Source organism: Clostridium sp. LS3 (assembly GCF_055330225.1).
Genome location: NZ_CM143921.1, coordinates 1,726,718 through 1,747,515, shown reverse-complemented (window position 1 = coordinate 1,747,515; position 20,798 = coordinate 1,726,718). Strand labels below are relative to the sequence as shown.

Genomic DNA, 20,798 nt, shown 5'->3' with positions numbered 1-20,798 from the left:
ATACCTGCATTCGACATGAAAATAATTACATAAATTTATTGTAATATATTATAACCCATATTGTTCTATCCTCCAATATATAATACCTATATGCTCTCTCATAATTGCAGTGTAATAATACAATGCTAACTATTTACCAACTTTTAAATCTACTTCCACTTTAGAAGAATTTCAATTACTATAACTATAACTTCTTCCACTATCGAATACTTCTGCTCTAGCTACATAACTATAGCCATAGGTGTCTTATTAAGTTCATGTACCATCGGCATAGCCAGTGGTTATCAAAACAAAATAAATAGTAACCACATTATATATATTATAATATGGTTACTATTTATTTGCCTAAACTTTATTATAAAAAAATTATGAAGTGCAGTTCTTATTTTCTCCATAATCTTATTTCAATTTAAATTAAGTTTTTCTTCTCATAACTTAAAGTTTTTTATCAATTCGTTAGCCAATTCATCATCAATTTCTAAATAGTAAATATCACTATCAAATTGGATAACTCATAAATAATTTAATTATTTTGTTTCCTAGAGTAAAATGTAATAAAACTTCCTTACCTTCACTATTTATTAGAATCCATACTACATTATTTCCAGATACAATTTGATATAACTTAATTTCATAAGATTTAGTCATTTATAAGACATATCACACTTACATATTTCTATAATAATACTGTATTAAAAAATTAATATTAATAAACTTTAATAAATTAAAACCATGCATAATTAAGGTTTACTCCTCGAATTATACATGGTTTTCTAATTTATAGAAACTTCATATAACAACACATGAAAGTTTTAATTTTACTATTAAAAATTATGAAATAAATCTAATTGTAAGCTTTAAATTTTACTTTAGTTCTGGCCAGCAATCTTTATTAGCTTCAATCATTTCATCTAAAATACTTTTAGCAACATATGTTGAAGGAATTGTTTTGTTCATAGCAAAGGCTTTTAATGCTTTATCATATGAATTTTCAATAGCTGCTTCTACAAGTAATGTTTCACAAGCATCTTGTTGTTCAATTAAACCTTTATAGAACTTAGGAATATCCCCTTGACGAATTGGTTCTGGACCACGACTTGTAATATAAGCTGGAACTTCTACCATAGCAGCATCAGGTAAATTTGCAATTGCACCGTTGTTTTCTACAATTACAAGTTGTCTTGATCTTAAATCACAAGCAAGAGATTTTAAAACCTCTACAATAAATGCTCCATGTACACCTACAAAGAATTGAGTTAAATCTACATTCTCGCCACGCTCATGAGCTTCAACTGCTTCAAATAATCTTTTTTCACGTCCATTGATTACTTGTGTAGCTCTTGTATTATTTATATCCTCATGCTTTACAATATCATCACCTAGTAAATAATATTGCATATAAGTATTTGGAAGATACTCTTTAAAAAGGTTTACTATATTTTTAGAGTTTTCAAAAGTATGAAGCCAAGAAGGATCTTTTACTAAAGCATCATTATAGCTTGATTCTGATAAATAACCATATTTTGAGACATGCTCTTTAAGTTCTTTTGTAACATCAACTCCATTTTTACGAACTGCTGTGAACCAACCAAAATGATTTAATCCAAAGTAATCAACTTCTAAATTAGATAAGTCTGTTTCTAAAATTTCAGCCATTCTTGCTTCAATTTCAACTGGCATATCGCAAATATTTAAAATACGTGCATTTGGACGTATTTTTTGTGTTGCTTTTGCAACTATTGCTGCTGGATTAGAATAGTTTACAATCCAATAATCTTTTGCAGCATATTTTTCACAAAGATCTATTAACTCTATCATTGGATAAATAGTTCTTAGTCCGTAAGCCATTCCTCCTGCACCGCAAGTTTCTTGACCAATAACTCCGTTCTTTAAAGAAATTTCTTCATCCTTTACTCTCATCTCAAGTTTTCCAACACGCATTTGAGCCATAATAAAATTAGCATCGGCTAATGCCTCTTCTGGCTTTACACTTAATACAAGCTTAACTTCTGGAGCAAACTCCTTAACTACCTCATTTACAATTACCCCCACTTTACGTTGACGTTCTTCATCAATATCATATAACCAAAGTTCCCCTATATTAATGTTTTCTTTTTCTACAAGTAGGCTTTTAACAATCCCTGCTGTGTAAGTACTTCCTCCACCACAGATTACAATTTTAAGTTCTTTTTTCATACCTTGTTACCTCCTTTTGTTATCTTGTCTACATTATTGCAGATAGTAATCTATACTTTAATATAATTACTGTCATTGAGAAAAAAGGTATCATTAAATTTGATTATTTTTATACTTTGTTGTAACTTTTAGTTACCTTCATCTAAAAAAAGTAACATAAATACTATGTTATATTAAATTTTCTTATAAATTGAAATAATAAAATAGTTACTATATAATTCTCTATAAGGATGGATTAAAATGTTGCTAAATTCTTTAACCCAAAGCTCAATATTTAATGAAAGCGAAAAAATTATCGCAGAATATATATTAAAAAATCTTGATAATCTTGAGAATATAACCATTCAAAAGCTTGCAAATGAAACATTTACAGCCAATACAACAATCATTCGTTTTTGTCGTGAACTTGGAACTAATGGTTTTAAGAAATTTAAAATTCAACTTATAAAAGAAGTTTAAAACTCATATAACATAAAAAATAATATTGATTTTAATAAACCATTTAAAGAAAATGATACTAATATAGAAATTTGCAAAAAGATGTCTGAGTTATCAAAAGAAATTATTGATAGATCCTATTTAATGTTAGACTTCACAAACTTAGATAAGGCACTTAACATTATAAATAACGCAAATCGTATTTTTATTTTTGCTTTAGGTGATTCTTATATAAGTGCTTTATATTTTAAAAATAAGATGATGAAAATAAATAAGTATGTAATTTTAGCAGATGAGCTAAATGCTGGATCAGTTAATATTTTAAATACTACCAAATCCGATGTTGTCATTTTTCTAACCTATAGTGGAGAAAATTATGATTATACAAAATACGTTTTGTTTCTAAGAAAAAAAGGAACCCCTTCTATATTAATTACTTCTTCTAAAGAAAACATATTAAATAAATTAGTAGATGTCTCCATATGGGTACCTGATTGTGAATCATTAGATGAAAAGATAGCACCCTTTGCTTCTCAAATTTCATTTAACTACATACTAAATATTTTTTATGCAAAGATATTTAAAAAGGATTATTACTTAAACTATAACCAAACTAAATCTAAAAATATTAACTCTAGAAAATTTCTGAATAAAAGTATAGAGTAATGATTATATAAAATTTAACTTAAGAGCAAGTCCATATACAAATCTTTAGCCTAAAAAAGGCCTTAACCAAATAATATAAATGGTTAAAGCCTTTTTTCGCATTTGCTTATTATTAAGTTAGTTTTTTACAATTTCAATTAATTTCTTAGGGCATTTATATACACATTTTTCACATAATATACAATCTGGATTTTTTACTGTATCATTTTTATATTCTTTTGGTGAGATACCCATAGGGCAAGCTTTTGTACAAAGTCCACATCCTACGCAAGATTTATCTACTGATAAGTTTACCTTTCTTCCTTTTAATTTTGCTATAAAGTAAGATAAAGAACCCATTGGACAAAAATTGCACCAAACTCTTGAGTTAGTAAATAATCCTAATGCTATTCCAACAATAGTAGTTATTAGGATGATTCTATAAAATACAAATCCTATTCCATATAAATCTCCCCAGTTTTTATATAGTCCAAGTCCAAAGTTAACCATAATAAAGAATATCATAAATACTCTAAAGCCTGTACTTTTAAAGAACTTTGGAACCTTTTTCTTAGGTGTAATTTTAGATATTACATTGTCATAAAAATTTCCTCTTGGACAATAGTTTCCACACCAATATCTCCCCTTTCCAGCTAATGCTAGTATTGTTGGTGCTAACATACAAATAATTGCCACAATTGCAAACCTCATATCAAATAAAGACACTATGACAACAAATAGAAATATTAAATAACTGTACTTTTTGTATAAATTTTTCACTAGTAAATTCCCCCTACAAATGTGATTACTTGATTATTATATATACAAACCTTAATTTTATATGTAACTTTATCACATTTATAGAAATCTCAATCTGATTTAAGTTAATTTAATTAAAATCAAAATACTTTACTTTAAAACTAAAAGCCAGGCTATAATTTTTTAAAACAACCTGGCATTTTTATACTATTTATGTCTATACAAAATTCAAAATCTTTCTTCAATACAATTTTCAATTTAGAAATTTAATTATACTCCTTCAGTAACACATTGTATTCATAATAAATAATATATAGTATAGAACAAAAGATACTGTTACTATTATTAAATAAGTAAATCTATAAGGAGACGTAAAATATGGAAAATAATAAACCTTTAATAGATTCGGCTCTCGTAACTGATCCGAACACTAAAAATTTAGTTCCGGACTATTTTGGTACCGCCAACTGGGCCTATAGTCCACTCCTAAGAAAATTCGTGGATGCAATGCCTGGACTTGGTTCTAGCAATGCAAACGCTTTAGGTCAATATATTCCTGTTGCTATTCCTGATACTACCACCTATCCTGGTACTGATTACTATGAAATCGCTGTGGTGGAGTTTCAAGAACAGATGCACTCTGATCTTCCACCAACCACACTTCGAGGATATGTACAATTATCTACAGAAATAGTTCCTGGTAACCTTATTGCTTTAGCTTATCAAGATACACCAATTTTAAAAGGTGACGGTACCCAAGCTTATGGTGTGGATGCTCCTCATTATATGGGACCTGCTATTATTTCTAATCGCAATATACCAGTTCGTATAAAATTCTACAATCTGCTTCCTACCGGTACTAATGGTAATCTCTTCATCCCGGTGGATACAACCGTCATGGGTGCAGGAATGGGCCCTCTAGGAATGGAAGCTAATCCTATGGATTACACTCAAAACCGTGCCAACATCCATCTTCATGGTAATAATACTGTTTGGATAAGCGATGGTACACCACATCAGTGGATTACACCAGCTGGAGAAGACACTCCATATCCTCAGGGAGTCAGTGTAGTAAATGTGCCTGATATGGAAGATATAGACAACCCTCGCGATGGGATGCAAACGTTGTATTACACCAATGCACAAAGTGCTAGGCTAATGTTCTATCATGATCACTCATATGGTATTACTCGACTTAATGTCTATGCGGGAGAGGTTGCACCGTATCTATTGACTGATCGTGTTGAACAGGATTTAATCAATGGTACTAACTATTCAGGTGTAAATCCAGACTCTAAAAAAATCCTACCTGACCTTGGTATTCCTCTTATTATTCAAGATAAAACTTTCGTTGATGAGACTACTATCCTAAACACAGATCCAACTTGGGCATGGGGCACAACACCAGGCACACCTAATAGAGGTGACCTTTGGTATCCTCACGTTTATAGTCCGGCTCAGAATCCATGGGCTATTAGCGGATCAAACCCATTTGGCCGCTGGATGTATGGTCCATGGTTTTGGCCACCAACTACTGATATAGAGCATGGGCCAGTTCAAAACCCTTACTATGATCCTATAAATGCTCCCGAACAACCACCAATGATGCCTGCCACACCTAATCCATCCATGCCAGGAGAGGCTTTTATGGATACTCCTATTGTCAATGGTACAGCTTATCCCTATCTAGAAGTAGAGCCTAAAGCTTACCGTTTCCGTATACTAAATGGCGCAGATGACCGTTTCTTTAATCTACAAATGTATGTAGCTGATCCTGCCGGAAATACCTTGCCTGGAACAGCATATGGTACAGAGGTTAAAATGGTACCTTCTTGTGGAATAGAAGGAATTCCTGCTGACTTTCCAAGTGGTGTACCAGATCCAGATCCTACCATAAAGGGACCTGACTGGATTCAAATAGGCACCGAGGGCGGTTTCCTCCCAACACCGGTTGTTATACCAAGTCAGCCTATCACCTGGAATCTTAACCCAACAAATTTTAACTTTGGAAATGTTGTTCAGCATTCTCTTCTACTTGGAGCTGCAGAACGAGCAGACGTTATCGTTGACTTTTCCCAATATGCAGGAAAGACGCTCATTCTTTATAATGATGCTCCAGCAGCTTTCCCAGCTAGAGATCCACGTTACGATTATTACACTGGTAACCCTGACCAAACTGCTGAAGGTGGTGCACCGTCAACCCAACCTGGCTACGGTCCTAATACTCGTACTATTATGCAAATCAGAGTAATGGACTCTCCTCCAGCTGATATGTACGACATTGATTCTTTAAAAGCAATATTTGCTAAAGCAAATGTTAAAAGAGGTGTTTTTGAAGCGGCTCAGGATCCTATTATCATACCACAGGCTGCATATAACTCCGCATACAACGTTACAAACTTCCCTGCAGATGCTGCTAATGCCTATGTTCAGCTTAATGAGTTCTCTAAGACTTTCAAACCAATAAATACTAATGGAACGCTTCTACCAGCTGTTACTTTACCAATAGAACCAAAGTCTTTACAAGACGAAATGGGTGAAGTCTACGACACCCAATATGGACGAATGAGCGGTATGCTTGGACTTGAATTCCCAGTTACCAACTCCACTAACAATCAATTTGTAGTCTACGGATATGCCAGTCCGCCTGTTGAAATTATTAAAGGCACAGCAAATCTAACTACGACTCCTATTGGATCTCTTAAAGATGGAACTCAGATTTGGAAGATTACCCACAATGGTGTAGATACTCATACTATTCATACCCACTTGTTCTCTGCACAACTCATTAACCGTGTTGCCTGGGATGGAGCTTTAATAGAACCTGACGCTAATGAATTAGGTTGGAAGGAAACCTTCAGAGTGAACCCTCTAGAGCATACAATTATTGCTATGAGGCCGAATATTCCTACTCCTCTACAAGTGCCATTTGAAGTACCAAATAGTATTCGTCTAATTGACCCAACAATGCCAGAAGGTGCTGTACTATCACCACCGCCACCAGCAGGATGGTTCGACCCATTAGGAAATCCAATAACCCAAGTTACTAACCACTATGTGAACTATGGTTGGGAGTATGTATATCACTGCCATATTCTTGCTCACGAAGAAATGGATATGATGCACTCCATGTCCTTTGTAATTCCACCGAAAGTTCCTTCAATTTTAACTATCACTGTTATCGGTTCTGGCGCAAAAAGGAGTGTACTTTTAGTTTTAATGCCTAATTCCTTAAATGCCACTACTTTAACTATTCAAAGAGCCACTAGTAGTTCTGGTCCATGGAGTAATCTAGCAACGGTGCCATCTAGTACAAATTTGTACACTGATCAAGTTGGTAATACAAATATCACTTACTACTACCGTGCCTTTGCATCAAATACTGTGGGTGATACTGATACTCCTGGCTTCCCAAGTATAACACTGAACTCTGACTTCTCTAATATAGTTATTGCTCGTAAAAAATAGACTGTAGATTATCAACTACTTTTGACCCACTACTAAAATTAATCTAAGAGTTCAGCATCATATCATCTATCACGTAAGCAATTTATGTTAATATTGATTTTCTTAGAACTTTCACTTATATTTATGAATTTCATTAATTCTAAAAGCCTATCTTGTAATAAATCTATAGTTAATGAAATCATAGGATCTGAATAATAAATCTTTTTAGGTACAACAGAGGCTATAATTTTAGTAGCCTCTGTATTTTTAGAATTTGATTTCTTTAATTATATATTCTCAGACATAATTTTCTTGTATGCTTTTGTATCAGTACGGTTAATAAATTTATATAGCTTTAAAAGCCCATAAGTTTGTAGCTTCATTCATAAATATATCTATATCCCATGTTTGTTTACTTTTTATTTTGCTATCAGGATCATTTACTATTATCTTATTATTACTATCAACTCCAGTTAATACTATAAAATGTCCAGTAGTAGTAAATGTTCCAGGTCCCATACTTGCTATTATAGGTTGTCCTTTTTTCAAAGTGTTTATTATAACTTCCTTATTTAGTGATAACTCTTTACCCATTACCCCAAAATTTTTGGCTCCCTCAGTCATAAGGCTCCAAGTTGAACCTACTCCCTCTGCTAAATACCCATTCTTTTCACTAAAATCTGCTACAACCTTTGGATTTATATTTATGTTATCTGTAAGCCCTACTGCTACCATTGATAGAGCTGTAGGCCCACACCCATTAATTGCTATAAACTCTGAACCATACTTATCATATCCCCATCTTTCATCCCATTGTATAAAAAGTGGAATTTGTCCTTTTTTATAATCATTTTTTACAGATATATCTTTATTTTTTGATGCATCATAATTAGGGTAATTTGCTACAAACCCTATCTCTTCATCCTTTTTTGCTGCCAACTCTAAAAGTTCTTTTGGATATGCATCTACATTATTTAATATCTTATTAATTTCAGGATATTTATTTGCTTTTTTTAATAAGCTTTGTATTACCGGATCCTTTGAGTTTTTTACTTCTTCTGGTATTTTACTTAAATTATTTTCTTCAACTTTTTGTACTGTTTCTACTTTTTGTACCTCTTTATTATTAATCATTGAACTAAATATTTTTTCACTAGTTTTATAACCTATATATCCTATTAATGCTACTGTTACAATAAATATTGTAAATCTAAGCTTTCTAACTTTTCTTCTTCGCCTTTTAATTGATTTTGCACTTCTTTTTGATGGCATAATATATCTCCTTGTCCGACTATGTTTTATTGCTGCTTCTCTAATTTTTTAATTTTACCTCTTTTTTTTATTTTTATCAAATATTTTATATCTCAACTCATTATACAATAAATTTATACTAATTTTTTATCAAAAATTTATATTAGTTGTTTCAAAATTGTAAATTTTATAATGAATTCATTTAATCTTTAACTCAAAAATCATTTAAAATAATAAAGAATTTAAATATTTACTAAATACTATCTATTTTATAAAAAAGGAAGCACTACTAATCTAGTGCTTCCTAATCCCTTAAAATACTTATAATATTTTTCCATCACTTTCTATAATTTTTTTATACCAATAGAAACTATAATCCTTACTTCTACTTTTGTAGCTGCTTATTGAGAAGAAATACATTTTCTATTTCATTTCCCTGACCATCATAATATTTTATATCTGCTCCTGTTATATACCCTAATGTATCTCTATCAAGTACACTACCTTGAATCTTCAATAATGCTTCTTCATTCATAGGCAACTCTAATTCTTTTGTTTCATAATCTCTTTCACATACTATCTTTACTTTCATATCTATCATTCTCCTTTATAATCTTAGTATGCTTCATCAAAACCTAAAATATTTCACATTACTAATTTTCCTTTATTTTTTTACTTTTTGTTCTGATCCATAAACCATCACTGATTTTGTTATATAAAAATAAGAGAGTACAGACTCTTAATCAATACTCTCTTACATTTTATAATTATCTTTACTATTTTAGCTTTTACTTTCTTTTTCTATTTATATAGAACCCTGTAGCCGTTGTAATTATTCCAATTAATCCTATAGCAGCTGCTGGTGTGCCTCCTGTATTAGGTAACTTACCATTATCTTTTCCATTTCCAGTATCAGTACCACTACCAGTATCACTACCATTATCTTTTAATTCAAGCTTTTCTATAGCAACCTCTAACCAATCTTCTGCATCTTTTACTTCCTTTTTAGTAGATTCTTCATTATCAAAAGTCTTCTTAGCTGATGCTAATGCTTTTTCTAAAGCCTTCCAGCTTTTCTTCGTATATTGTGATGAGTCAAGAGCTTCAGCCTTCTTTATTAAATCATCTAATTTATTTTTGCTTGGCTTTAATATTAACTCTGAGTAAGCTTTATTTAAATCATCATGAGCCTTATTGACATCTTTTTGTGTAGCACTTGAATCGGCTAATACCTTCTTAGACTTTGTTAGCTCCTTTTGTAACTTCTTCCAAGTTGATGGAATATACTCATTTTCATTTAAAGCTTCAATCTTTTCTACTAATTTATTTAAATCCTCCTTTGATACTGTTGTTTTTTCGTCTATTGTAAAGTTTATTTTATAGGTATTCATTGTACTTGATTCTGATAAGACTTTTATTGTTGTTTCTCCCGGAAGCTTATCTGCATTCGTAACAAACACTTTAGCATTTTCATTTGCTTTTGTTACTGTTACTTCTGGAACTTTTTTTGTACCTGCTGGTAAAACTACATTATATTGATGGTTATTTGGATAAAAGTCTTTTATTGCTGTTCCATTAACTTTTATTTCTGAAAGTGATGTGTCTGTACTCTTAGCATTTTTTATAAATTTAGCATCTGCCCATGCACCATGATCATACTTGATATTTCCCTCATAAGAATCAATATATAGTGCTAGCTCTTTAACGCCTTTTAAATCTACTTGCACTTTAGAAGCATTCCAAGTACTATAAATTCTTCCACTATTGAATACTTCTACTCCATCAGCTTCTACTCTAGCTACTATTGATGGACCATATCCTGATACACCTCTATCTAGACCAACATATGATTCAAACTTATCATAATCCTTTCCTTCTAAGTTATAAACTATTTTTGAATCCGAATTTGTCCCAATTCCTTTATTAAATTTAGTTATATTATCGTTAACCTTTACTCTTAATGGATTTCCAACTACTGTTTGGTCTTTTTTAACTTCATACATTCCTGCTGTTGCACTGTCCCATTCCACGTCTGATGCATAAACTATATTATTAGTTTTGAAGTTTAACTTATAAGTCTTATTGAATATTTCCCCTAATAATTCATCTTTATAAGTTACCTTAACTGTGGCCATACCAGATATTGTTTCCACATCGCTAACTTCTACTATTACATTATCATTAGCTGTTTCAACTTCTATTACTGGAGGAGTATCTAACGACCCTTCTAAATACTCTATATCATATTCTGTAATATTTTCATTGAAGTTTGCTATACTTACTCCATTTACTTTAATACCATTAACTAAATTCTTTTGTAAGCTTGAATTTGCTTTGCTTATTTCCATTGGAGAATCTTCTTTAGTTACACCATTTATCTTAAATGTGTAATTATACATTTTTCCACTTTCCATCATAAATTCTGGATGTGGAGTTGCTCCCCAGCTATTGTCTCCACCTACACCCATTTGTTTGTAGTTAAGTCTTAATACTACATTTCCTGTCTTTTGAAGCTCATGTGGATGACGTTTTCCTGAAGAAAGCTCCTCTGGTGTATATTCTAATGCATTAAATTCTATTATTGGTAAACCTGATGCCATTAATCCAACACCGTCATTGTTTGTTAAAGTTACCCATCTTACATCTGTTCTATTTCCTGTTTCTGATGGTTCGATATATGGTATAAATAACTCATCTACCTTTTTATTGTATACACCAACATCATAACCTGTATTTCTGTCTATATAGTTTTCCTCTGGTCCTCTTCCATACCAAGTTACATTTTCAAATTCTGATGGTAGTTGAAGCATCATACCTATTTCAGGTATTTCTGATAATCCTTCACCTGCTTTTAATGTATTACTTACTACTACTTCACCATTTCCATAGACTGTATAATCTAATTTTAATGTTGATTCTACTTCTGTTGGAACAGTTAATTCTAGTTCTATTTTAGCAGCCTTATCATCAATTTTCACAATATTAATATTTTTAACTGTTGAATTTTTACCTGCTTCTTTCCATGTTGCTAATCTCTCTTCTGCTCCGTTTCCTCTATCATTATCATTTGGAGCTCTCCAATAATTTGGTACTAGAGGGTCTTTTATTAATTCTACTTTTTTACCATTATCATTAAATTTATATGACTCTAATGCTCCTGTATTTTTATTTATTTTAACATCAAATTCGCTACCTTCTATTGCTACAGCATCACTATTTTCTTTTACATTAACTGATGACATTGATGTTATATCTAAAGCTTTTTCTAATGGATTATTAAATGGAAGCTTAAATTGTTGTTTTGCAATCGTATGTCCTGCACTTGCCCAAGACTCATCTCCCTTTAGAGTAAAGCTTATATTTAACCAATATTCTGTTCCTGGTATTATTTCTGGAGTCGTAAATGGAATTGTCATCTCTTTGCTTGATAATGGATCTACAGATATATCAAAGTTTCCTTGTTGTATAACTTTATCATCTGCTCTTAATTCCCAATTTCCTTGATATTTCTCTGTATTTGTAAATAAGAATTCATTTTTAATATTAATTTTACCATTTACAACGTCTACATCCTTTATTTTTATTTCTTGGTATACTTTTTTAACTTCTTGAAGCTCAGGCTGTACTGTTCTATCTGCTGAGACTAATCCATTTGCACAGAAGTTTCCATCTGTAAAGTCTTCATCTCCCCAATCTCCACCATAGCTAAAATACTCTTCTCCTGTATTTTTATCTGTCATTTTTATTGATTGCTCAACCCAGTCCCAGATGTAACCACCTTGCATATTATCATATTTATCAAATACATCCCAATACTTTTGTAGATTACCTACACTATTTCCCATAGCATGAGCATATTCACATTGAATATATGGCTTTTTGTTATCCTTATCTTGTCCATAAGACTCCATTTCCTCTATTGTTCTATACATTCTTCCGTACACATCTGCTACATCTCTATATGGCTCATAGTGTATAGGTCTTGTAGGATCCTTTTCTCTTATCCAATTAGCTGCATGTTCGAAGTTTTTTCCTCCACTTGATTCGTTACCTAATGACCACATTATTATAGATGTTTCATTTTTTGATCTTTCTAACATAGATCTTTGTCTATCTATAACTGCCTCTTTCCATTCTGGTCTACTTTGTGGAATTTCATCTAATCTTCCATGAGTTTCTAAGTTTGCTTCATCCATTACATATAATCCATATTCATTACATAGATCATACCATCTTGGATCGTTTGGATAGTGAGATGATCTTACAGAGTTTATGTTGTTTTGCTTCATAAGCTCTATATCTTTAATCATGCTTTCTTCTGTTAAAGTTCTAGCTGAATCTGGAAGGAATTCGTGTCTATTTACTCCCTTAAAAGATATTGGTTTTCCATTTATTTTAACCTGACTATCTGATATTTCTATTTCTCTAAATCCAAATTTATTACTTATTGTTTCTATTACATTTCCCTTTTCATCTTCAAGAGCAATAACAATTGTATATAAATTTGGTGTTTCTGCTGTCCATTTCTTTGGGTTTTCAACTATTGTATTAAGTTCAGCAATGGTATCCTCATTATTTGATGCAGTTATGCTTATTTCTTGTGATAGATCTTTAATTACATCTTTATTTTCATTGTAAATTAGTCCTCTTACTTTGTATTTTCCATCTTTCTCTATACCATAATTTGAAACGTTTACTTTTACATTTAATTGTGAATTTACATATTGTTCATCTAAATCAGTAACTAATGTATAGTCCCTAAGATGTGCTTTTGGTGTAGAATATAGGAATACATCTCTGAATATTCCACTTAACTTAATCATATCTTGTGATTCTAACCAGCTACCATCGCTCCATCTATGAACCTTAACTGCAATTTCATTTTCCCCTTCTTTTAGGTATTTAGCTATATTGAAGTCATGTCCTGTAAAGGTATCTTCACTATATCCTACATATTCTCCGTTTATATATAAATAATAAGCTGATTCTACTCCCTGGAATGAAACGAATACTTCCCTATCATTCCATCCTTTCGGTATAGTAAAGGTTCTCTTATAATATCCTATTGGATTATAATCTGTTGGCACATCTGGTGGATTTGGATTTGTCGCTTGATATTCCCAAGGGTAAGCTGTGTCATTATATCTTGGTTGATCATAGCCATGTAGTTGCCAGCTTGATGGTACAGCTAGAGTATTCCATTTACTAGTATCATAATCAGTCTTATAGAAATCTTTTATATCTTGTGACGGCTTGTCCACTATATTAAATTTCCAATCTCCATTTAAAGTTTGATAATTAGTTGAATTTGAATAATCTGAGTAATTAGGATTGTTTAACGCTTCTTCAATTGTGTTATAGGGCATAATAGTGGCATGGGCTCTCTCCCTATTATCTTCAAATTTTTCAGGATTGCTTGCCCAGAACTCCGTCCCATTACTTGTTTGATCCATAACATCTGCTAAGATACTTGGATCCACATTATTTAATAGGATACCAGTACATAATGTAACTGCTAACACTTTAGCTAATGTCTTTTTGCTTAACATAATACTCCCTCCAAAATTTATTTTACTTTATTTTACTTTATTTTACTAACAATATATTAACACTTATTTTATATTGTGTAAATGTTTTCCATAGAAATTTTTATATTATTTTCAATATTATGGTATATAAGAGCAAATTTTGCATTATACTCTCTAAAGTTTAATTTATTGTATTAAGTAAAAAAATAAGGAGGTGTTGCACTTCCTGCAGGCATATTTCAACTATTCAGTATAAATCCTACCTTTTTAGGAAAACTATTTTCTATATACAAAGTAAAAATGGAGGTATAAAAAATTGAAAGAAAAACAAGAAACTCCTTCAAAGAAAATAAGCAAAGATGAATTTATATCACAGGAAGATAGTAAAAAGGAGGAGAATAAGCTCTCCGCCAAGAATTTATTGTGGATTGGGCTAGGTGGTATCATTGGATCTAGTTTTTTTCTTGCGTCAGGGTTACCTATAAGCTATGCTGGTCCTGGAGTTATTTTTTCTTATCTATTAGGTGGTTTATTAACAATCCAGATTGCAGGTGCACTAACCTCTCTCTCTGTTAATCATCCCGTTAGTGGTTCCTTTAAAGTCTACGCTGAAGAAATCTTAGGGTCTTTTATGGGATTCTATGTAGGTTGGACTTTTTGGATAGCAGCCGTTCTAAGCATAGGGGCTGAAACCATTGCCATGGCTATATTTTCAAAATTATGGTTTCCAAATATCCCTGTATGGGTATTATCAATAGCTTATTCAGCAATAGTAATTGCTATAAATGCATTTGGCTTGAAAAACTTTGGTAAAATTGAAACAGTTATGTCTTTCATTAAGTCAGCTGCCTTAGTAGTATTTATTATAATCGGTATAGCAACAATATTTGGAGTATTTAATACTAATAATCCAGTTGGAATTACCACTCTATTAGATAACGGAGGCTTATTCCCCAAAGGTTTAAGAGGACTACTCCAATCAATGTTAATTGTTATTTTTTCCTATGCTGGCATTGGTGTGGTTGCTATGGCATCATCAGAGGTTAAAGATCCAAGACATGATATACCGAAGGCCATGCTTATACTTCTCTTAGTATTGATTTTTTTATATGTTATCTCAATTTTAACAGTTGTCTGCCTAATACCATGGAATACTATTTCAATGGAAAAATCGCCATTTATATCAGCCTTAGAGTCAATTAATATCCCCCTTGCGGCTTCAATAATGAATGCAGTGGTCTTGGTTGCATCATTTTCCGTAATGACAGGGTCATATTTTTCTGCCATAATGATGCTAGTTTCTTTAGGAGAATCTCATGAAGCTCCAGCCTTTGTGAGGAAGAAAGGTAAGAACGGAGTACTTTATGGAAGCTTAATTCTAACAGCTATAGGGCTAATTGCTATCAATATAGCTTCATATATTTTGCCTAGCAAAATTTATGATTATTTAATTTCGGCATCGGCTTATTTTTCATTTTTTAGCTTGGGTACTATTTTACTTTGCTTTCTACTGTGGCGAAAAACTGTTGCAAATCAGGAAGTTTACAAATCCCCTTTAGCATTTGGTGCTCCCTGGTCAACAGTTATCACATTAGGAATAATATTTGTTTTATTTATATTTTCATTAAGCATTACCGATCAACGTATGGGATTTTATTTTGCTTTAGGTATTTCAGCTATTATCTCTATAGCTTACTTATTTATTCGTGGTAAAGTTAAAAATAGAGCTTAATATTATACAATATGCATAAAAATCACCGTAGGTACTAACTTTTAAATCTGGTACCTACGGTATTTTAATTCAATTATTATTTGAAAATATCTTAATATAGTTAAAGCTGGTTCTATTTAATATGTTAGGATTATCTATAAAAATCTTCATATTAGCTTAAAATGAGAATTATCAATAAATCATCGATTATATCTAGTTCCTTTAAATCATAAACTAAGCAATCCTTATAATTATGGAATCAATCTTTTTCTATCTCTAGTAATTAGAGTTGCTTCTCTTACATTTTCTAATCCTAAAATCTTTGCTGTTATTCTCTCTAACCCAATAGCTAAACCTCCATGTTTAGGCATTCCATACTTAAACAATGCTAGATAGCTTTCATAACTTTTAGGATTAAGACCTTTATATTTCATATTATCTACTAACATGTTATAATCATGAATTCTTTGACCACCTGTAGTAATTTCTATTCCTCTAAATAATAGGTCAAAACTATGTGTTTCATCTTCCCCATTTGGCATTGTATACATTGGCCTCTTTTTCCTAGGATAATTAGTTAAAAATATAAAATCACTATTTAGCTTTTCTTTTGAATATTCACACAGAAGTTTTTCTGCTTCGGGGTCTAAATCTCCATCTAGATCTTCTTTATTGTAATATTTTTTCAATATATTAAGTGCCTCTTTAAACTCAAGCTTAGGTATTTCTCCATTTATTACTGGCAATTCAACTTGTAATAAATCTAAATATTCTTTTCCTTTCCTATTTAGTGATTCCAATATAGATATTAATAACCTCTCTTCTATTTCCATAATATCTTTTTCATCTTCAATGAATCCTATTTCTAAATCCATACTTATATATTCATTAAGATGCCTATTAGTGTTATGCTCTTCTGCTCTATAAGCGTGACCTATTTCAAATACTCTTTCAAATCCCGCTCCAACCATCATTTGCTTGTAAAATTGAGGGCTTTGAGCTAGATAAGCTTTATTTTCAAAGTATTTCACCTCAAAAACCTCTGTACCTCCTTCTGCACCCTCTTTAACAATCTTAGGAGTATGAATTTCTGTAAATCCTTCATTGTTTAGAAACTCTCTAAATGCATTTACTATTAAATTTTGTACTTTGAAAATCGCATTTATTTTTGGATGCCTTAAACTTAATGCTCTATTGTTAATCATTGTATCTAAATTCACTTCTAAGTTTTCTTTGTTTATTTCTATTGGAAGTTCACCTTCAACTTTGCTTATAACATCTATACTTTCTACTTGTACCTCAAATGTGCTTAAGGCATTACTGCTTTCTTTAACATTTCCAATAATAGACACTACTGACTCAATACTTATTTCTGATAAATCAAATTCATTATTATTCACTATACATTGAACTAATCCAGATCTATCTCTAATAATCACAAAAGTTATAAACTTTAATTTTCTAATTTTATAAATCCACCCTTTAATGCATACTTTTTCATCTATAAATTCTCTTAATTCACTTACTAATTTTCTTTTCATCTTATTATTACCTCCAAAAAAATAATCCCCTTGAGTAAAAAAACTCAAGGGGCAAAATATTTCGCGGTACCACCCTTTTTAACAATGTTCTACTAAATTAGAATATACACCATATAGAATGAGCTCTTTTCTATATACTTAAAAACAAAAAGCTCCCACTCCTTATAGGAGTGAAAGCATATCTTCACGGTACCATCCTAATTTAATAACGTATTAATACATTATTATCTCCAGTCCCTATAACGGAGGAAAACCGACTTATCTTAATATATATTTCAGATAAGTATCTCCAGGATGTCTTTCAATATTACTTTTCTCATAGGCTTACACCAACCCTACTCGCTTTGGATACTCAGTAAATATTTACTCTTCCCTTCAAAGAATTTAACTTTATTACATACTACTCTTAAGCAATTAATTTGTCAACAGATATTTAGAATAATGTTATTTAATTAAAGCAAGTGCTTGATTTAAAACTTTTTCTCCGTTCATCATTCCGTAATCAGACATGTTGATAACAGCTAAAGGAATATTTTTTGAAGCTAATTTCTTTTCAAATTCATCTTTCATAAAACGAACTTGAGGGCCTAAAAGTATTGCATCTAACTTTTTACTTTCGATATTACTATCAAATTCCATTGCTGAAATTGCAAATATTTCTGCTTCAATTCCTTTATCTGATGCAACCTTTATCATCTTATTAACTAACAAGCTTGTGCTCATTCCAGCAGAGCATACTAACATAATTTTTTTCATTTTTATTCCTCCTATATAATAAAATAGCCTTATTTATATACAGTATCAAATGATTGTTTTAAATCATTAATTAGGGAATTAGTTTCCTCTAATCCTATGAACAATCTAATGTGTGTAATAGACATTCCTCTATTTTTTAAATCATCTTCATTTCCACCTTTATAGGCTGGTAGAATTAAACTTTCAAACCCTCCCCAGCTAACTCCGATAGAAAAAATCTTTAGATTATTAACAAACTTTATCATTTTATTTATATCTTTATCCTTTAACTCAAAAGATAATAAACTTCCATATCCATCCAGGTATTTCTCAGATAATTTTTTTTGAGTATCATCTTTCGTAGCGTAAGGATGATAAATAACCTTTACATTTTTATTTGCGCTTAGAAAATCAATTACTTTTTTTACAGACTCTTCATGTTGCTTCATTCTCAAATTCAAGGTTGTTAGAGAACGAGTAGTTAACCATGAATTAAATGGACTATTAACAGCTCCAAAGTTCATAAATCCATAGTCAGCAATTTTATCAATAGTATTTTCATTACTTATAACAACACCTGATACTACATCTGAATTTCCGTTAATATATTTAGACATTGAATGTATGCATATGTCTATTCCATATTTCAAAGGATTTTGGAATATAGGTGTTGCCCAAGTATTATCAATAATAGTGACTATATTTCTTTTCCTCGCTAAATATGATATAGATTCTAAATCAACTAACTCCATAAATTGAGAACTTGGACTTTCTAAATAAATTATTTTAGTATTATCTTTTATATATTTTTCTATATCTCTACCTGAATATCCTTTTACATTTGAATGTTCCACTCCATATTTTTTTAAAGAAGTGAAAAACCTATTAGCTTGTCCATATATTGTGTTTATAGATAGTAAATGGTCTCCAGTTTCAATTAAACTTAATATCGTAGCTGAAATAGCAGCCATTCCTGAGCTAAACACTTTAGCTCTTTCACCTTCTTCTAAACAAGCTAATCTTTTTTCTAATAATGAAGTCGTTGGATTACTACCACGAGTATAAATAAAATTATCTTTTTCATTATCTGTTTTGCTCATAAAATCTTCATAAGTATTAAATTTAAAATTACTTGTCTGTACTAATGGAAATACAGTACTATTAAAATTGCTTATTTCATTTTCTGCGAAATGAGTGCATATGTTATTTATATTTTGTTTATTACATTTCATATCTGACTCCTACTAATTTACTATAATTGCTTCTTCCTTTAACATTTTATTATCTGTTTCTTCCTTTAACATTTGATTATCTATTGATTTAATAAATGGATAGTATATTAAAAAGGCCACTACACAAAGAACTAGTTGTAAAATAACTCCACTTATACCTGAAACTAAATATCCGCTAATAAGTACAGGTGTAGTCCAAGGGATCATTATGCCATTTGTTATAGCAACTAATCCAAATTTCATTGAATAATAAGTAATTAAACCTAGAATTGGTGTAGTTATAATCCAAGGAATAAATAAAGTTGGGTTTAAAACTATTGGTAATCCAAATATTATTGGTTCATTTATATTAAAGATAGCTGCTGGTAATGAAAGAGCCCCTAAAGTTTTAGTATGTTTTGATTTTGTAACAAAGATTAAACTTAAAACTAAAGGTAAAGTAGAACCTGACCCTCCGATTAGCATAAATACGTTTCTCATTTGTTCATTTATAATATTAGCTTGAGGAAGTCCAGCAGAGAATGCTTCTAAGTTTTCAGCAGACATTACTTGCCATATTGGTCTCATAACTGATCCTACTATATCATTACCATGTAGACCAAAGAACCATAATACTTGTCCTATAACTTCTGCTACAATTAGAGATATAACGTTAGTTCCTAAAGCTAATAAAGGTGCTTGAACTACTGTAAATACAAAGTTGTGTATATCACCGAAACGTGTCATTGCAAATAAGCCTCTTACTATTACAGCTACAATAGCGATTATCGCAATTGGAAATAATGCAGCAAATGACTTGGAAACAGCTGGTGGAACTGTATCCGGCATTTTAGGTTCTATATTTAAACTTTTAATCTTAATGTATGCGTTTGTAGAAATGAATGCTATGAATATTGCTATAAACATTCCTTTAGCGCCTAACCACTCTAAATCTAATTTTCCATCTACTACAGGTGTAAGAATCATAAATACCATTAATGAAATCATTACAGCATAAATTTCATCTGTTTCTTTAATTTTTGCATAATGATAAGCTAATGATAATAATATTACAAGTCCCATAATGCTTATTGTTGCTGTAGACGCTGTTTTTAATAAATTTTGTAAAACGTTTTCTCCAAAGATAGAGTTAAGGAATTCATCATATCCTCTTATTGGTAGATAAGCGAATAATAAGAAGAATGATCCTATTATAAAGAAAGGCGACATTGACATCATAGCGTTCCTGATAGCAGTTAAGGGTTTATTGCTTGCAATCTTTCCTGCTACAGGTAATAAATTTTTTTCGATGAATTCAATTAAACGGTTCATATAT

General features: G+C 31.1%; 13 protein-coding genes and 1 other annotated feature. Of the genes, 4 read left to right on the top strand and 9 right to left on the bottom strand.

The annotated features are described in order from the left end of the window. Positions 1-864: 864 nt before the first annotated feature. Positions 865-2,196, bottom strand: a complete 1,332-nt coding sequence (locus tag ACZJV1_RS08100) for a 6-phospho-alpha-glucosidase (RefSeq protein ID WP_463651970.1) — start codon at positions 2,194-2,196, stop codon at positions 865-867. 240 nt (positions 2,197-2,436) lie between these two features. Between ACZJV1_RS08100 and ACZJV1_RS08095 the strand changes: the two genes are divergently transcribed. Further along, positions 2,437-2,655 carry a MurR/RpiR family transcriptional regulator gene (locus ACZJV1_RS08095; protein WP_463651969.1) on the top strand — a complete coding sequence of 73 codons (219 nt, stop codon included), beginning with the start codon at positions 2,437-2,439 and terminating at the stop codon, positions 2,653-2,655. Positions 2,656-2,736: 81 nt separating this feature from the next. Then, positions 2,737-3,300: a MurR/RpiR family transcriptional regulator gene (locus tag ACZJV1_RS08090; protein WP_463651968.1), complete on the top strand. Its 564-nt coding sequence runs from the start codon at positions 2,737-2,739 to the stop codon at positions 3,298-3,300. 117 nt (positions 3,301-3,417) lie between these two features. On the opposite strand, the gene ACZJV1_RS08085 is transcribed toward ACZJV1_RS08090, so the two are convergent. Next, complete coding sequence (locus tag ACZJV1_RS08085; protein ID WP_463651967.1) at positions 3,418-4,059, bottom strand: 4Fe-4S binding protein; 642 nt, start codon at positions 4,057-4,059, stop codon at positions 3,418-3,420. 357 nt (positions 4,060-4,416) lie between these two features. On the opposite strand from ACZJV1_RS08085, the gene ACZJV1_RS08080 reads away from it, so the two are divergent. Beyond that, positions 4,417-7,506, top strand: coding sequence for a hypothetical protein (locus tag ACZJV1_RS08080; RefSeq protein ID WP_463651966.1), 3,090 nt, complete (start codon positions 4,417-4,419; stop codon positions 7,504-7,506). A gap of 324 nt (positions 7,507-7,830) precedes the next feature. Here ACZJV1_RS08080 and ACZJV1_RS08075 read toward each other — a convergent pair whose 3' ends face one another. The 3 genes from ACZJV1_RS08075 to lacZ form a co-directional block, all read right to left on the bottom strand. Continuing rightward, positions 7,831-8,757, bottom strand: a complete 927-nt coding sequence (locus tag ACZJV1_RS08075) for a C39 family peptidase (protein WP_463651965.1) — start codon at positions 8,755-8,757, stop codon at positions 7,831-7,833. 364 nt (positions 8,758-9,121) lie between these two features. Then, positions 9,122-9,328, bottom strand: coding sequence for a hypothetical protein (locus ACZJV1_RS08070; RefSeq protein WP_463651964.1), 207 nt, complete (start codon positions 9,326-9,328; stop codon positions 9,122-9,124). A 196-nt stretch (positions 9,329-9,524) separates the two neighbouring features. Then, a complete protein-coding gene (lacZ, locus tag ACZJV1_RS08065) occupies positions 9,525-14,285 on the bottom strand; it encodes a beta-galactosidase, LacZ type (protein ID WP_463651963.1) in 4,761 nt (1,586 codons plus the stop codon). Between the two features lie 295 nt (positions 14,286-14,580). Between lacZ and ACZJV1_RS08060 the strand changes: the two genes are divergently transcribed. Beyond that, on the top strand, positions 14,581-15,996 hold the full coding sequence (locus ACZJV1_RS08060) for an amino acid permease (protein WP_463651962.1): 1,416 nt from the start codon (positions 14,581-14,583) through the stop codon (positions 15,994-15,996). A gap of 230 nt (positions 15,997-16,226) precedes the next feature. Here the strand turns inward: ACZJV1_RS08060 and aspS are convergent, their stop codons facing one another. The 4 genes from aspS to ACZJV1_RS08040 form a co-directional block, all read right to left on the bottom strand. Continuing rightward, a complete protein-coding gene (gene aspS / locus ACZJV1_RS08055) occupies positions 16,227-17,516 on the bottom strand; it encodes an aspartate--tRNA(Asn) ligase (RefSeq protein ID WP_463651961.1) in 1,290 nt (429 codons plus the stop codon). 163 nt (positions 17,517-17,679) lie between these two features. Beyond that, positions 17,680-17,904: a binding site (T-box leader), on the bottom strand. Between the two features lie 56 nt (positions 17,905-17,960). Continuing rightward, entirely contained in the window at positions 17,961-18,272 is a 312-nt protein-coding gene (locus ACZJV1_RS08050; protein ID WP_463651960.1) for a PTS sugar transporter subunit IIB, read from the bottom strand. A gap of 29 nt (positions 18,273-18,301) precedes the next feature. Continuing rightward, a complete protein-coding gene (locus tag ACZJV1_RS08045; protein ID WP_463651959.1) occupies positions 18,302-19,483 on the bottom strand; it encodes a trans-sulfuration enzyme family protein in 1,182 nt (393 codons plus the stop codon). 12 nt (positions 19,484-19,495) lie between these two features. After that, positions 19,496-20,794 (bottom strand): PTS sugar transporter subunit IIC, encoded by a 1,299-nt coding sequence (locus ACZJV1_RS08040; protein ID WP_463651958.1) that lies wholly within the window; start codon positions 20,792-20,794, stop codon positions 19,496-19,498. Between the last annotated feature and the right edge of the window lie 4 nt (positions 20,795-20,798).

Excerpts from the sequence above, each read along its gene's own strand:
- ACZJV1_RS08100 (WP_463651970.1), bottom strand. The coding sequence starts at position 2,196 with ATGAAAAAAGAACTTAAAATTGTAATCTGTGGTGGAGGAAGTACTTAC.
- ACZJV1_RS08095 (WP_463651969.1), top strand. The coding sequence starts at position 2,437 with ATGTTGCTAAATTCTTTAACCCAAAGCTCAATATTTAATGAAAGCGAA.
- ACZJV1_RS08090 (WP_463651968.1), top strand. The coding sequence starts at position 2,737 with ATGTCTGAGTTATCAAAAGAAATTATTGATAGATCCTATTTAATGTTA.
- ACZJV1_RS08080 (WP_463651966.1), top strand. The coding sequence starts at position 4,417 with ATGGAAAATAATAAACCTTTAATAGATTCGGCTCTCGTAACTGATCCG.
- ACZJV1_RS08075 (WP_463651965.1), bottom strand. The coding sequence starts at position 8,757 with ATGCCATCAAAAAGAAGTGCAAAATCAATTAAAAGGCGAAGAAGAAAA.
- ACZJV1_RS08070 (WP_463651964.1), bottom strand. The coding sequence starts at position 9,328 with ATGAAAGTAAAGATAGTATGTGAAAGAGATTATGAAACAAAAGAATTA.
- lacZ (WP_463651963.1), bottom strand. The coding sequence starts at position 14,285 with ATGTTAAGCAAAAAGACATTAGCTAAAGTGTTAGCAGTTACATTATGT.
- aspS (WP_463651961.1), bottom strand. The coding sequence starts at position 17,516 with ATGAAAAGAAAATTAGTAAGTGAATTAAGAGAATTTATAGATGAAAAA.
- ACZJV1_RS08050 (WP_463651960.1), bottom strand. The coding sequence starts at position 18,272 with ATGAAAAAAATTATGTTAGTATGCTCTGCTGGAATGAGCACAAGCTTG.
- ACZJV1_RS08045 (WP_463651959.1), bottom strand. The coding sequence starts at position 19,483 with ATGAAATGTAATAAACAAAATATAAATAACATATGCACTCATTTCGCA.
- ACZJV1_RS08040 (WP_463651958.1), bottom strand. The coding sequence starts at position 20,794 with ATGAACCGTTTAATTGAATTCATCGAAAAAAATTTATTACCTGTAGCA.